Source organism: Luteimonas sp. TWI382, assembly GCF_039674545.1.
GTDB lineage: Bacteria > Pseudomonadota > Gammaproteobacteria > Xanthomonadales > Xanthomonadaceae > Luteimonas.
Genome location: NZ_JBDJNS010000020.1, coordinates 1 through 13,860, shown reverse-complemented (window position 1 = coordinate 13,860; position 13,860 = coordinate 1). Strand labels below are relative to the sequence as shown.

Annotated in this window: 6 protein-coding genes; 1 reads left to right on the top strand and 5 read right to left on the bottom strand. The window is 68.5% G+C overall.

Annotated features, from left to right (window positions below; translation table 11 throughout):
• Nucleotides 1-76: 76 nt before the first annotated feature.
• Both tkt and ABE505_RS12535 read right to left on the bottom strand, forming a co-directional pair.
• On the bottom strand, nt 77-2,065 hold the full coding sequence (tkt, locus tag ABE505_RS12540) for a transketolase (protein WP_346444529.1): 1,989 nt from the start codon (nt 2,063-2,065) through the stop codon (nt 77-79).
• A gap of 100 nt (nt 2,066-2,165) precedes the next feature.
• Complete coding sequence (locus ABE505_RS12535) at nt 2,166-3,584, bottom strand: dicarboxylate/amino acid:cation symporter (RefSeq protein ID WP_346444528.1); 1,419 nt, start codon at nt 3,582-3,584, stop codon at nt 2,166-2,168.
• Nucleotides 3,585-3,663: 79 nt separating this feature from the next.
• Between ABE505_RS12535 and recQ the strand changes: the two genes are divergently transcribed.
• On the top strand, nt 3,664-5,526 hold the full coding sequence (gene recQ, locus ABE505_RS12530) for a DNA helicase RecQ (RefSeq protein WP_346444526.1): 1,863 nt from the start codon (nt 3,664-3,666) through the stop codon (nt 5,524-5,526).
• 99 nt (nt 5,527-5,625) lie between these two features.
• On the opposite strand, the gene ABE505_RS12525 is transcribed toward recQ, so the two are convergent.
• From ABE505_RS12525 to ABE505_RS12515, 3 genes are all read right to left on the bottom strand, one after another.
• Nucleotides 5,626-7,068, bottom strand: coding sequence for a hypothetical protein (locus ABE505_RS12525; RefSeq protein WP_346444524.1), 1,443 nt, complete (start codon nt 7,066-7,068; stop codon nt 5,626-5,628).
• A gap of 27 nt (nt 7,069-7,095) precedes the next feature.
• Nucleotides 7,096-10,764: a hypothetical protein gene (locus ABE505_RS12520; protein ID WP_346444522.1), complete on the bottom strand. Its 3,669-nt coding sequence runs from the start codon at nt 10,762-10,764 to the stop codon at nt 7,096-7,098.
• Nucleotides 10,765-10,784: 20 nt separating this feature from the next.
• The coding region (locus ABE505_RS12515) for an isopeptide-forming domain-containing fimbrial protein (protein ID WP_346458282.1) at nt 10,785-13,860 on the bottom strand (3,076 nt) is incomplete at its 5' end.

The following is a 13,860-nucleotide window of genomic DNA, read 5'->3' as shown; positions in this document are numbered from 1 at the left end:
TGCACGCTGACCCCGGTTTTGAGCGCAAAAAAGGCCCGCTTGCGCGGGCCTTCGGGTATCGGGACGGCCGCGGCGCTCAGAGCGCCTTGGCTGCCTCGACGATCTTTTCGACGGTGATGCCGAAGTACGGGTAGAGCTTGTCCGCCGGGGCCGAGGCGCCGAAGCGGTCGATGCCGATGACCGCGCCGTCGAGGCCGACATACGCCCGCCAGAAGCCGGTGACGCCGGCCTCGATCGCGACGCGGCGACGCACCGCATTGGGCAGCACCGATTCGCGATAGGCCGCGTCCTGGCGCTCGAACACGTCGGTCGAGGGCATCGACACCACGCGCACGCCGTCGCCGAGCTGCGCGGCCGCCTCCATCGCCAGCCCGACTTCCGAGCCGGTCGCGATCAGGATCAGCTCTGGTGTGCCGGCGGCGTCCTTGAGCACGTAGCCGCCCCGCGCGATATCGGCGACCTGCGCCGCCTCGCGCGCCTGGTGCGGCAGGTTCTGACGGGAGAACACCAGGCAACTCGGGCCGTCGCTACGCAGCACCGCCGACTTCCAGGCCACCGCCGACTCGACCGCATCGCAGGGGCGCCAGACGTCGTTGTTGGGGATGTAGCGCAGGCTCGCCAGGTGCTCGACCGGCTGGTGCGTCGGGCCGTCTTCGCCCAGGCCGATCGAATCGTGGGTGTAGACGTGGATCGCATGCGCCGGGATCAGCGCGCTCATGCGCACCGCGTTGCGGGCGTAGTCGCTGAACACCAGGAAGGTGGCGTCGAACGGCACGAAGCCGCCGTGCAGCGCCAGGCCGTTGGCGATCGCGCTCATGCCGAACTCGCGCACGCCGTAGTAGACGTAGTTCGCATCGGCATCGGGGCTGGCCGCGGTCTTGCAGCCCTTCCACAGCGTCAGGTTCGAGTGCGCGAGGTCGGCCGAGCCGCCGACGAGTTCGGGCAGCAGCGGCGCGAACGCCTCGATCGTCATCTGCGAAGCCTTGCGCGAGGCGATCGTCGGGCCATCGGCCTGCAGCTTGGCGACGAATGCGTCCGCGGCCTTGGCGAAATCGGCAGGCAGCTCACCGCGGGTGCGGCGCAGCAGCTCAGCCGCCAGTTCGGGATGCGCGGCCTGGTAGGCCTCGAAGCGCTGGTTCCAGGCGTCCTCGCGAGCCTGGCCGGCCGCATTCGCGCGCCAGGCATGGCGGATCGCCTCGGGGATCTCGAACGGGCCGTGCGTCCAGCCGAGCGCGGCGCGCGTGGCATCCGACTCTTCCTTGCCGAGCGGCGCGCCGTGTGAGGACTCCTTGCCACCGCGGTTCGGCGAGCCGAAGCCGATCGTCGTGCGGCAGCACACCAGCACCGGACGGTCGTCCTGCGCAACGGCCTCGCCGATCGCGCGCGAGATCGCCTCGGCGTCGTGGCCGTCGACGTCGCGGATCACGCGCCAGCCGTAGGCTTCGAAGCGCGCCGGGGTGTCGTCGGTGAACCAACCGGCGGTGTTGCCGTCGATCGAGATGCGGTTGTCGTCCCAGAACGCGACCAGCTTGCCCAGGCCGAGGGTGCCGGCCAGCGACGCGGCCTCGTGCGAGATGCCCTCCATCAGGCAGCCGTCGCCCAGGAACACCCAGGTGCGGTGGTCGACGATGGCGAAGCCGTCGCGGTTGAACTGCTGAGCGAGCAGCCGCTCGGCGAGCGCGAAACCGACCGCATTGGCGAAGCCCTGCCCCAGCGGCCCGGTGGTCGTCTCCACGCCCGGCGTCTCGTAGCGCTCGGGGTGGCCGGCGGTGCGGCTGTGCAGCTGCCGGAAGTTCTTCAGTTCCTCGATCGGCAGGTCGTAGCCCGACAGGTGCAGCAACGCGTACTGCAGCATCGAGCCGTGGCCGTTGGACAGCACGAAGCGGTCGCGGTCGATCCAGCCCGGATTGCCCGGATTGTGGCTGAGGTGGTCGTTCCACAGCACTTCGGCGATGTCGGCCATGCCCATCGGCATGCCGGGGTGGCCGGACTTGGCGGCGTCGACCGCGTCGATGGCAAGGAAGCGGATGGCGTTGGCGAGTTCGCGACGGGTCGGCGTGGTCATGGGCTCGGGAGCGGCGGACGGAAGCGCCCATTGTCCCATGCCCGCCGCTCCGCTGCCGGCCCGTGCGCAGATCGCGCGGCTGCCGGCGACCGGCCGGGACTCAACCCGGTCGCTGCCGCGCTTCGGGGTCGCCGTGCACGTGCTGCGCATGCAGTTGGCCGTCGGCGCCGGTTTCGAGGTCGTCATGGTCGTGCGCGGCCTCGCTGCGCCCGATCACGACCGAGGCCACCATGTCGCCGCCAATGTTGACCGTGGTCCGGCACATGTCCAGGAACCGGTCGACGCCCAGGATCAGCGCGATGCCTTCGGCCGGAATGCCGAAGGTCACCAGGATCGTCGCGATCACCGGCAGCGAACCGCCCGGCACGCTGGCCGCGCCGATGCCGCCCATGATGCACATCGCCAGGATCATCACCTGCTGCACCAGCGTCAGCTCCACGCCGAACAGCTGGGCCAGGAACAGCACCGTCACGCCTTCGTAGAGTGCGGTGCCGTTCGCGTTGACGGTGGCGCCGAGCGTGCACACGAAGCGTGCTACGCGGCGCGGCACGCCCAGATTCTCCTCGGCGGTCTTGAGCGAGGTAGGCAACGTGGCCGCGCTCGACGAGGTCGAGAACGCAGTCAGCAGCGCCGGCTGCGCGCCCCGGAGCACGTCAAGCGGCGAGCGCCGGGCCAGCAGCGCGATCAACAAGCCGTACACGCCGAAGAAATGCAGCCCGAGCGCCAGGGCGGCGGTCAGCACGAACCAGCCCAACTGCACCATCAAGCCCAGCCCCATCCGTGCGGTGAGCGTGAACAGCAAGGCCGCGACGGCGTACGGCGCCAGGCGGATCACCCAGTCGATCAGCTTCAGGCTGATGTCGTAGACGCCCTGGACCGCCGAGACGAAGCTGCGCGTGCCCGGGGAGTCGACCACGGCAGCTGCGATACCGAACAGCAGCGAGAAGCACATGACCGCGATCAGATCGGTGTTGGCCGCAGCCGCCACGGGGTTGCGCGGCACCATGTTGAGCAGCATCTCGATCACGCCAACGGGCTTATGGTCGCCCGATACGATCCCGGCAGCCGCCGAGTCGGAGATCGCGGCGTCCAGGAGGGCCCGATCGATCCCTGAGCCCGGCTGCAGCAGATGGGTCATCGCCAGGCCGATCAGCACCGCGATGCAGGTGGTACTGAACACCCACAGCAAGGTCTTGCCACCCAGGCGCCCCAAGGCGCGCGGATCGCCGATTTCGACCACGCCCAGGATCAGGGCCGAGAACACCAGCGGCACTACCAGCATGAACAACAAGCGCAGGAACAGCTGGCCGACCGGCTCGGTGAGATTGACGATCAGCCCCTGGACCCACGGCTGGAACGCCGGCACCGGCTGGCCGTCGGCCCCGGGCACCAGCCACAGGTCGTTGGCAACGGCGTAGCTGCTCAGCAGGTTGATCGACAGTCCCGCGATCGCGCCGATCGCGAACCCGATCAGCATCTTGGTGTGCAGCGCCATGCCGCGCCCGCTCGATGAGGTCATCCGCCCGTCCCGTGCAAAACGCAGGAGCTTAGCAAAGCGGCCCGATGGCCCCCGGCCTGCCAGCCGGTATCCTAGGCGGATGTTCCCGCTTCCCGATTCCGGCGCGTCCCCCGCGCGTACGCCGGCGCAAGACGCACTCGGCGTGCTCCAGCGCGTGTTCGGCCATGCCGCGTTCCGCGGCGAGCAGGCGGCGATCGTCGAACACGTCGCCGCGGGCTTTGATGCCCTGGTGCTGATGCCCACCGGCGGCGGCAAGTCGATGTGCTACCAGGTCCCTGCCCTGCTGCGCGACGGCGTGGGCATCGTCGTCTCGCCACTGATCGCGCTGATGCAGGACCAGGTCGATGCGCTGCTGCAGTCGGGCGTGCGTGCGGCCTACCTCAATTCCACGCTCGACGCCGAGACCGCGCAGCGGGTCGAGCGCGAACTGCTGGCCGGCGAGCTCGACCTGCTCTACGTCGCGCCCGAGCGCCTGCTGACCCCGCGCTTCCTGTCGCTGCTCGACCGCGCCCCGCTGGCGCTGTTCGCGATCGACGAGGCGCATTGCGTCTCGCAGTGGGGCCACGATTTCCGCCGCGAGTACCGCGAGCTGACGATCCTGCACGAGCGCTGGCCGCAGGTGCCGCGGATCGCGCTGACCGCGACCGCCGACCCGCCGACCCAGCGCGAGATCGCCGAGCGCCTGCAGCTTGAGGACGCGCGCCGGTTCGTCAGTTCATTCGACCGCCCCAACATCCGCTATACCGTCGTCCAGAAGGACAACGCCAAGCGCCAGTTGCTCGACTTCCTGCAGGCCCATCGTGGCCAGGCCGGTATCGTCTACTGCCTGTCGCGGCGCAAGGTCGAGGAGACCGCCGAGTACCTGGCCGGCCAGGGCATCGACGCGGTGCCCTACCACGCCGGCATGGATGCCTCGCTGCGCGCGGCCAACCAGCGCCGCTTCCTGCGCAGCGAAGGCGTGGTGGTGGTGGCGACGATCGCCTTCGGCATGGGCATCGACAAGCCCGATGTGCGCTTCGTCGCGCATACCGACCTGCCCAAGTCGATCGAGGGTTACTACCAGGAGACCGGCCGCGCCGGGCGCGACGGCGAGCCCGCCGAAGCCTGGATGTGCTACGGCCTGGGCGACCTGGTGCTGCTGCGGCAGATGATCGAGCAGTCCGACGCGGGCGACGAGCGCAAGCGCCTGGAACACCGCAAGCTCGATGCACTGGTCGGCTATTGCGAAACCATGCGCTGCCGGCGCCAGGTGCTGCTGGCGAACTTCGGCGAGGACTACGCCTGCACCGGCGAAGGCCGGGCCTGCGGCAACTGCGACAACTGCCTCGATCCGCCGGCAGCCTGGGACGCAACGGTCGCCGCGCAGAAGGCGCTGAGCTGCGTGTACCGCAGCGGCCAGCGCTTCGGCGCCGCGCACATCGTCGACATCCTGCGCGGCAGCGACAACGAGCGCATCCGGCAGTTCGGCCACGCGCAACTCAGTACCTACGGCGTGGGCAGCGACCTCGACGCCCGCGCCTGGAAGGCGGTGCTGCGCCAACTCGTCGCCCACGGCCTGCTCGAGGTCGATGCCGAGGGTTACGGCGGACTGCGCCTGACCGAGGCCAGCCGCGCGGTGCTCAAGGGCGAGGAGCGGGTGATGCTGCGCAAGCCCACCGCCGCTCGCGAGCGCGGGCGCACCGCACGCGCGGTGGCGACGGCCGACATCGAACTGGCCCCCGTCGATCGCCCGCTGTACGAGGCCCTGCGCGCGCTACGCGCCACGCTCGCCCGCGAGCAGAACGTGCCGGCGTACGTGATCTTCCACGACGCCACCTTGCGCGAAATCGCACGCCAGCGGCCGCTGACGCTGGGCCAACTCGGGGGGATCGGCGGCGTCGGCGCGGGCAAGCTCGAGCGCTACGGCGACGCCGTACTCGAGACCGTGCACGAAGCCGGCTGACGCCCTCGGCTCCGTGACCGCAGGGTCCCGCGGCCACCGGGCCACGGGTCTCCGCCGATTCGGCGCGCCCGTCGCGACGCCGCCCTGTCGCGCGCTGCGCTACGGCGTCGCGGTCACGACACAACTGAAGCCGAGTTCGAGCTGCCCGCCCACCGGCAACGTCGGGACGACCAGGCCAGCGTTCTGCAACGCCCCGATCGTCGGCGATGCCGGGCAGACGGCGCCACCGCTCGCGCTGCACGACACCACAGCCGCGCTGCAGTCCAGGCCGGCGACGGCGGGATCGCGAATCACCGCGCCACTGCCGTCCACGCCTGCAAGATGCGCCGCCGTCAGCGTGAAAGCAACGTTACCGCCCACTGGCACATTCGTGGCCGACGCGGTCTTCTCGATCGACAGATCAAGATCGTCGTCGAGCAACGTCCACGTGGCTTGGGCGATCGCGGCAGCGCCGCACGCCTGCGTGGAGCTGAGCAGATAGTCGTCGGGACTCGGTTGAAGGCTCAGTTGCACGGTCCGGCTGCCGTCGATGATGGCATTGCCCAGCGACGTGAGGCCGAGTGGCATTGCAACGTCTCCATCGTAGGTGCCCGCGGGAATAAACACGCTGAACGTATTGGAGCCGGTCGGGGTCGTGAAATCGGTCCCCAGCACGGCGGTACCGCCGGTGACCGAGACCACGATGTTCAGGTCGTTGTCGAGTGTGCCGACGACCCGCAGTTCCGGCAGACCTGCGCTGGTGCCCTCTACGGTCTCGAACCCAGTGCCCGTCAACTCGATGAAGGGCTTGAGGTAGACCTGGATGTCATCAAGGAAGTTGCCGGTCGTCGCCGCACCCGACAGCGCTTCGAAGCCGATGTTGGTGACACCGCCCGCCCCGCTGTAGGGGAAGCTGCCGTTGTAGTCACGCCACCCATTGGGCCCGAGTACGGACGTCGCGGTGCCCTGCGATGTGGAGAGGACGCCACCGCCGCCGTTGTTGGTGGTGCCCACCTGCACGATCGGTGCGGTGCCGAGCAGGAACGCCATGCGGTCCTGGACGGTGGCACTGCTGCGCCCACGATGACTGAACTGCCAGCGCACCACGTCGCCGGGGACCAGGCAGACGTTCTGCGAGATACGCGACAGCTGCTCGGCGTTGAGCTCGGCCAGCTGTGAACCACTGCGTGCATTTACCGTCAGCCCGCCGTTGGTCCGCGGGGTGCGCCACAACTCGAGAATGCGCGCCTGCTGCCCCGCAACGAAACCGGCCGGCGGCACACAGTTGCCGACATTCTCCTGGTTGTGCAGCCCGTGGCTCGTCGTCCAGCCGGGCACGAACTGCTCGCCGATATACACACGGCAGCCCGCAGTCTGCAGGTTCGGCTGCTCGAAGCTCAGATTGATGAAGCTGCGCTGCACCGCATTCACCCCCACCTGGGCGGATGCTTGCGGCATGGCGATGGCCGCGAGCGCGGCTGTCAGGGCGGCGCCCAGCAGGGAGGCGCGGCGCTGGGTGGAAACTGTGGCGTGGCGATCTTTCATAGTCGAACCTTTGCTCATCGGTGCGGTCAGCCTGTGCTGCTTCTTTTAGTAGCTGCCCACGAAGTTGACGAACCAGCCCCGGTGGTCGTAATCGAAATCGGTGAGGTCGTCGGTGAAGTCGGTGAAGTTGTAGCCGGCGCCGATGCGGAAGTTCCGACCGATGTCGCGGTCGAGGCCGGCCATCCAGCCCTTGCGCGTCCCGCCATCCTTGACGTCCAGCCAACGGTACTCCGCCATCGCGTGCCAGCGCTCAATCAGTTCGTAGCGGACCTGGCCCGCGGCGAACGTGGTGGCCGAATCGAACCAGGCGCCGGTGCCGCGACCGAAGCGCACGTCGCCCTCGCGCCGAGCCAGCTTGCCGGCGAACTCCCAGTGATGATCGAGCCGATACACGCCTTCGAGCGACAGCACCTGCGTGCGTTGATCGTACTGCGCGCCGCCGAGCTGGCCCAGCGTCGCCAGGTCGTAGAGATAGGTGTAGCGACCGAACAGGCCCCAGCGCGTGCTGTTCCAAGGGCGGTACGCAAAGCCGAGATTGCTCTCGATGAACTTGGCGCTGGCGAGCGGATTCAGATCGTCCTGGGTGTCGGCGTAGTTGAAGCGTGCGGCAATCCGCCAACTTTCGTTGAGCTTGTGGGTCAGGCGATGGGTGGTGACCCACTGCGTGATCCGCTCGGCACCGGTGTCCTCACGCCACTCCAGCTTGCTCTGCCAGCTGGTGTCGCCGGAGGTCCGCCCGCCGCTCAGGCTCACCGCACGCCGGTCGACCTGGCCGCCGTCACTGTTGGTCAGTTCGCCGTCGCTCAAGGTGAAGCCAAGGTTCCAGCCGTAGGCCGGGAAGAAATCCATGCCGTAGGTATGGGCCAGGCCGCTCTCGCGCCGGCTCTTGAGGAACTGGCTCTCGTTGAAGAGATTGACCTGGTTGGACAGGCGCCAGCGCTGGCCCAGCGTCCAACCGTTCTGCGCATTGGGGTTGAACAGCGGATCGTAGTCGCTGCGGTCGGTGGAATAGGTATAGGCCCCGTAGAAACTGTGCTGCGGCGACAGTCGATACTCGGCATCCACGCGTGCGGCGTCGCCGCGATCGCCCGTGGTCAGTTCCGCGCCCACGGTGGAGAGATTGGCGAAGTTGTAGCGCCCCCCCAGCGTGAACGCATCGTTGTCCGCGTAGCGGCCGCTGTCGTCGTCCAAGGTCAGCTGCGCGGTGCCGTAGACATCCAGCGCAGTGCCGAAACGGCGGGTGTAGCGCAACGCACCGAGCAGACCTGCTGCGTCAAAGGAGCCGCGCGCCTCCTCGACCCGCCGCAACTCGAATGCGAGCGCATCGGCCTCGCCGATCCGCCACTCGGCATTGGCCTGGGCCTGGGTGAGGCTATCCGCGTTGCGCTCGGCCCGGCTGTAGCGCGCATAGACGCCCACGTTGGCGCCGAACTGGCCCAGCACCTCCGCCCCGTACTCCTCGATCTGCGCACCGGTATCGAAGCGCGAGATCGAATAGCCCGCTTCGACCTGGCGCCACCACGCACCCGCGCTCCACGGCTGCTCGCTCCAGCCAAGCTCCTGGAAGTTCGCACGGGCCTCCAGCGCAGTTGCCTCGCCCTCGCGGGATCCGCTGGGGTTGAGCCGGCTGAAGCTCAGGCCGCCGTTGTCGGAGAAGAACACCGGTGCGCTGGTCGATTCGGTCCGGCTGTGCTCGAGCTTGAGGTAGGTGCCCTTGCCGGCCTGAAGCGTGACGTCGGCCGACATCAGCGAGTAGTCCTCGCCGGCACGGTTCTCGTCGACGTAGGTCAGGCCGATGCCGAGGTGATCGCCGAACCAATGCTTGCCGCGCACGCCGGCGGCGATCTCGTCGGCGTTGAAATCGTTCGGCACCCACTCGTAGTCCACGATCAGCCGCTGCTCAAGACCGTCGAGCGGCGCATCGCGCGTGAGCGTCGGCATGTTCTGGCGCGTGATCTGGGCCAGCGCTCGGGTCAGCAGGATGCGGCCCTGGAGCTCGTCGATCTCATAGTCGGCGCCACGCAGCAGTACCACCCGCTGCTCGACCCGACCGGTGGTCCGGTCACGCACCTCCAACACCACCTGGTCGGAACCGGGCAGCACGTCGGTGTGGCGCAAGTAGTACAGGCTGCCGCCTGTGCCGATGAACTCGCTGTGGCCCGGCGCGGTCTGCGCTTCGGACGCGAACGCCCGGAACTGGGTGACCGGATCGCCCCAGGCATTGGCACCGCGCGACCGCCAGTTCAGCGCCGCGCCGTAGAGCGAACGGACGTACTGGCCGTACTCGGTACCGGTCAGGCCGGTGCTGAAGTTGCCCCACAGCGCCTCGTTCTTGTCCCACTCGGCGCGCAGGTAGAAGCGCCCCATGGTGTCGACATCGCGCCAGACACTCGAGTCGTCACCATAGGTCGGGTAGTACAGATCCGGGTCGAGACGACGGAACACGTCCTGCGGATCGGCGGACGTGAAGCCGTCGAACAGATCCTGCAGCGGACGGTTCTGGGTATCGGCCTGTGCGGTGATCAGGTACTTGCCCTGGGCCTTCGCCTTCAGATAGAAGGCCAGGCGGCCGTCGCTGAGGATGTCGTCCTCGCGGCCTGCCATGGCCAACGAACGTCCGGGCCCGCTGGCCTTGTTCTGATACACCGTGACATCGGCCAGGCCCACGCCGAAGAAGTAGCGACCGCTGACGTCGACCTCCAGCGCACGCTGCAACGGCGGCTCGCCCTCCGGCGCCTCGAGGCTGATGTCGAAACGATGGTGGCCGATCGGCATCAGGTACTCGGCGACGAACTTGCGTTCGAGATCGACGGGGTAGTTCTCGCCGTTGATGCGCAGGCCGTAGCCAACAGGCAGGTTGCGGCCCTGCACGCGCACCCGCGATCCGTAGATCGGGATGTTCTGCTGGCGCAGTCCGTTACCGGCGAAGACGTCGTCGATCAGAGCCTGATTGCGCGCCTGCTCGCTGCCCAGCGCAGTGCCGAGTGAACGCTCGACTCCGTCGCGCAGTCGCTGGATGCCGCGCTCGGCCTCGTCAGGGCGCACCAGTTGCAGCTTGCGAGGCGAGGTCTCGTCGAAGTTGCCCGCGGTGTCGTAGGCACGCAGGACGTACACCAGTTCATCGCCCGTCCGGAGCGCCAGGCCCGCCGGCAACGCGCCATCCCACTCGCTCTGCGAGACCGCTTCGACCGGCAGCCCGAAGCGGGCGACCGGCTCGACCAGGTCGGCATCGTTGCCCCGATAGAGCGTCAGCTCGTATCGCTCGACGAACGACACATAGTTGCTGCGGACGAAGAACTTGACCGGCTCAACGATGCGCCCCGCATCGAAGGCCACCATCGCCGGGGCCGACACCGTCAGCTCGGGCGCCCCCAGGCTGGGGTCCTCGGTGGCCCAGACCACACCGCCACCGGGCAGTTGGGCAGAGAAGGCACCGCGAACGGTTGCGCGGCCGGGCTCGTCCAATGCGATGGACACCCGGCGGTCGGGCTGCAGCGCCTCCGACGACGAGCCCGCGTCGGTGTCGACGGTCACAGGCTGGTCGAAGCTGCGCGTGCGCACCCGGAACACCAGGTCGCCAGATTCTGTGGTGCAGGCGCCGTCGTCGCAGTCCATCGCAGGATCCGTCGCAAGCGCCGCCGGCCTCGGCTGCCCCAGGACGGCGGAACTCATGCCGGCCAGGATGCCGATCAAGGCGGTATCGAGCAGTTTCATCTTCATGATCCAGCTATTCCTCACTTGCGCTCTGCATCGATCGGCGCCGCCGGGTCGGCGCTGGCTTCCACGCGGACCTTCTGTCTGGTCTGCGCAGGCAATCGCGCCGCCAGCGCCTGTTGCACCGCAGTCGCGCGGCGCAGACCCAGTGCCGTGTTGTAGGCGTGCGATCCGCGGACGTCGGTGTGGCCGACGAGCACCACAACGCCGCCACCGAGCGCCTCTAGACGCCGGGCGACCTCGTCGAGCAGCGCGCCGAACTCCGGCCGGATCTCGGCGCGATCGGTGTCGAACAGCACAGTTCCGAGCAATGCGCCCCTGGCATCCACCCCGGCCACCAGCGCATGCGGGTCGTCCACCACGGTGCGCAGCGCAACCGACAGGCCCGCCTGCGCTTCCGGCCCGACCCGCGCCTGAAGCACGTCGCGTACCGCTGCCGCACGGGCGAACGCCAGCGCGTAGTTGCCGCCTTCGGCGACGATCGAGACATCGCCGCCGCGGTAGCGCTCGACCTGTTCGGCCATCCGCTCGATCGCCGGCAACCACATCGCGCGGACCTCCGCGCTGCCGGGTGCGAAGATCACCTCACCGAGCTCCAGATCGATCCGCTGCTCGCCTCCGGGTATCTGCTCGACCGGCAGACGCACACCGAAATCGAAGCGCACCGGCAAGCCAGGCGTGACACGCCGTACCAGCGGGTTCGCCGTGGTGAACTCCGTGCCCGGCGGCAACGTGGCCGGATCGACCTTCAGGATGAAGTTGCGGCCGTGGCGCCAGTCCCCGCCTTGCACATCGGCCAGGTGATAGCGGCCGTACTGGTCCGTCTCGATCAGCAGACCCTCCACTGACGCGATCCGCACGCCCGGAATGCCGCGCTCATCGATGCCGTGGTTCTCGATGATGTAGGCCACTTCGTAGCCGTTCTCGACCGCCGATACGCGGCGCGTCACCACCGGCTCGGCGGCATTGAGCCCCTTCGCTGCCTCGCCCTCGCGCTCCACGCGGGTCGACCCATCGGCCGCCATGCGCACGGTGACGCCCTGCCCACTGACCAGGACGAAGTCGTCGCTGAAGTCGGGCGCGGTCAGCCGCTGGCGGATGATCACGCGATGGGCCTCGGCCGGATCGCCCAAGGACTGCCGGGCCGAGATCGCACCGACCTCGATGCCGTGGAGCAGCGGCGCGCTGGCATCGGCGAGCGGCTGCGGGCCATCGCCGCGGTCGATCGTCGTGGAGCCGGCGACGTACAGGTCGGGCGGGAAGCCACCCTGCACCCGCACACCGGACAGATCCGCGCGGTCCTGCCAACCGTCACCGTCGCGATCGTCGAACACGGTGCCGAAGACCAGGCTGTCGTCGAACAGAGGGTCTGCATCCAGTGACACCTGGGCGGTCGCCACGTTGGACACCGGCGTCCCGTTCACGTCCACCGCGACTGCTTCGTTGATGTGCACGCCCTGCCGTACGCCAGCGCCCACGCGCAGCAGATACACGATGGTGGCGCGCTCGCCGACGGCAATGTCGACGCCGCCGATACGCAGCGGGTGCTGGCCGGTGAGAGTGAAGGCACCATCGCGATCGGCGACCGCCATGGACCCTTCGACGTAGCTGAAGCCCGCGGGCGGCGTGTCCACGACGATGCCGTCGGTCACGTTCACCACACCCACGTTCTCCACGGTCACGGTGTAGCGCACCAGATCGCCGATCTTCACAGTCCGGCTACCCACAGCCTTGCTGATGCGCAACTGCGCCTTGTCGGACACCTCGTGGCGGGTCTGGCAGGTGGTGCACTCGGGCTCAGAACCACCGCCCTCGTTCACATAACCACCCGACACCCGGTTCTCCACAGCGCCGATCGCATCGGCGGTCACTGTTGCCGGATACACAAAGGTGTAGGTGCCCGGCACGGTGCCGGCGGGCAGCATGCAGACCACGTTGCCGCCCTCGGCAACGCAACCCGTCGGCAGCACGCCCACGGCCAGACCCGGCCCGGGCGTATCGGACAGCCGCATATCCGCGAGCGTGGCCGAATTCGCAACCTCCACGGTCAGCGTGTACTCGATGACATCGCCGACCTGCACTTCCTGCGCCTCGCCGGGCGTGGCGTGCTTGGCGATGCGCACGCGCGGCTCCGCCAAAGGATGCTCGGTGCTGCATGCGCCGCACGTCGGGGGAGGACCACCCTCCCCGGTGCCGCCGGTGGCCGTCACGACGTTGCCGACGGTTCCGGTGGCGGTGCTGTCCACGGTGGCCGTGTACGTCAGCGCATAGCTGCCCGGCAGCGTGCCGGCCGGCAAGGTGCAGGTCAGCGCGCCCGTGCAAGTGAACGCACCGGCATCGGTCACCTCGCCGAAGCTCAGACCCGCGCCAAGCGTATCGGTCAGCGTGAGCGTGTCGAGGGTGGCCGAGTTGGCGACGATAGCGGTCAGCGTGTAGACGAGCACATCGCCTGCGCGCACTTCCGCACCGCTCCCTGGCTCAGAGGCCTTGGCGACCTCGATCGTCGGCTGTTCGACTTTATGCTCGGTCTGGCAGGTGGTGCACACCGGCTCGGGGTCGTTGCCGCCGGTCGGCGTGGTCGCCACCACAACGTTACCCAGCGTGCCCGTCGCATCCGCATTGACGGTTGCGGTGTAGGTCAGCGTGTAGACACCCGGCAGCGTGCCGGCAGGCAGCGTGCAGGTCAGCGCACCGGTGCAGGCGAACGCGCCGGCATCGGTGACCGCACCAAAGGTCAGACCTGCGCCAAGGGTATCGGCGAGCGTCAGCACTTCGGTCGTCGCCGAATTCGCGACCGTCGCGGTCAGCGTGTAGGTCAACGTGTCGCCAGGCGACACCTCGCTGCCGGACGCCGGGTTGGAGGTCTTGCTCACCGTGATCGACGTGGCGACGACAGGATGTTCGGTCTCGCAGGTCGTACAGACCGGATCGGGATCGTTGCCGCCAGCCGGGTTACTGGCCACGACGACGTTACCGACGCTTCCGGTCGCATCCGCATTGACGGTCGCGGTGTAGGTCAGCGTGTAAGTACCCGGCAGCGTGCCCGCAGGCAACGTGCAGGCCAGCGCGCCCGTGCAAGCAAACGCACCCGCGTCC